This window comes from Streptomyces sp. WM6378 (assembly GCF_001279695.1).
Classification (GTDB): Bacteria; Actinomycetota; Actinomycetes; order Streptomycetales; family Streptomycetaceae; genus Streptomyces.
Map to the genome: position 1 here is coordinate 1 of NZ_LGDD01000262.1, position 229 is coordinate 229.

General features: G+C 68.1%; 1 protein-coding gene. It reads left to right on the top strand.

Features of this window, described 5'->3' with window-relative positions; genetic code table 11:
• Nucleotides 1–229 (top strand): carboxyl transferase domain-containing protein (locus ADK54_RS20510; protein WP_324610185.1); only part of this gene is annotated, 229 nt, incomplete at both ends.

Sequence of the window (229 nt, forward strand, 5' to 3'; positions counted from 1 at the left end):
GCGCAAGGCCTACGGCGGCGCCTACATCGTCATGGACTCCCAGTCCATCGGCGCCGACCTGACCTACGCCTGGCCGACGAACGAGATCGCGGTGATGGGCGCGGAGGGCGCGGCGAGCGTGATCTTCCGTCGTCAGATCGCGGAGGCCGACGATTCGGAGGCGATGCGGGCACGGATGGTCAAGGAGTACAAGGCCGAGCTGATGCACCCGTACTACGCGGCCGAGCGG